The 1129-nt window shown below is 70.5% G+C and carries 1 protein-coding gene; it reads left to right on the top strand.

Features of this window, described 5'->3' with window-relative positions:
- The first annotated feature begins 228 nt into the window (after window positions 1–228).
- Window positions 229–1062 (top strand): transposase family protein, encoded by an 834-nt coding sequence (locus WA670_RS45035; RefSeq protein WP_205670321.1) that lies wholly within the window; start codon window positions 229–231, stop codon window positions 1060–1062.
- Window positions 1063–1129 lie beyond the last annotated feature (67 nt).

Consider the following 1129-nt stretch of genomic DNA (forward strand, 5'->3'; position numbering starts at 1 on the left):
GCACCCAATGCCACATTGGGGGTTTTTCATCCTGTTGGTGCTGGTCAGGCGGGGTTGACGGTGGCGGGAGTGGTTGTGCGGCAACGGGCCTGCCGGTTGCCTGCCCGTGGCCGGAACGTGGCGGAGCCCCCGGATGTTGATCAAGTCGTGACTCAAGAAAAAACGTCCGGGGGCTCCGGTCCCACTGTCTCACAGCAGGTTCTGGCCTCGTATCGCAGCGTGTTGCCGGTGTCGCCGCCCACGATCGCGATGCTGGCCGGGTTGATCGGCCGCCGCCGCCGGGCGATCGGGTCGCGGTGGCGCAAGGCGTCCCCGGCCGAGCAGGCGGTGCTGGTGCTGGCGATGCTGCGCCACGACCAGCGGCTGCTGGACCTGTCCCGCGCCAACGCGGTGTCGGCCGCCACGATCCGCCGCTGGCTGCTGGAAGCCATCGACCTGCTCGCGGCCCGGGCGCCGCGGCTGGACCGGGTGCTGCGGCGGCTGGCCGCCCGCGGCGCGGCGGTGGTGCTGGCCGACGGGACCCTGATCCGCACCCGCCGCCGCACCGGCACAGACAATCGCCGCAACTACAGCGGCAAGCACAAACACCACGGCCTCAACGTCCAAGGCCTCACCGACGAACACGGACGGCTGCTGTGGGTCTCGGCCGCGCTGCCGGGCAGGACCGCCGACATCACCGCCGCCCGCCGCCACCGGCTGCGCGACCGCATCCACGCCCGCGGCCTGACCCCCGCCGCGGACAAGGGCTACCAGGGCTGGCGCAAAGACGTCCGCGACACCCGCCGCTGCGACCAGTGCGACGGGCCGTGCGAACAGATCGTGCTCACCCCCTACAAAGCCGAAACGAACCGGCCGCTCACCCACGCCCAGAAAACCGCCAACTCCGCGTTCAACGCCATGCGCTGCGCGGTCGAGGGCGGCTTCGCCGCCCTCAAAACCTGGCGCATCCTCGACAAACTCCGCATCGCACCACGCCACGCCACCACCCTCGTCCGCGCCCTGCTCGTCCTCACCCAGCACGAACAACACACCCGCGACACCGCCCAGCCCACCCCGGCCTGACAACTACCACACCCCGCCAACCCGCCATGACCAGCACAAACCAGGATGAAAAATCCCCATTGGGGCG

This window comes from Amycolatopsis sp. VC5-11 (genome assembly GCF_037034185.1).
Taxonomy (GTDB): Bacteria; Actinomycetota; Actinomycetes; order Mycobacteriales; family Pseudonocardiaceae; genus Amycolatopsis; species Amycolatopsis nivea.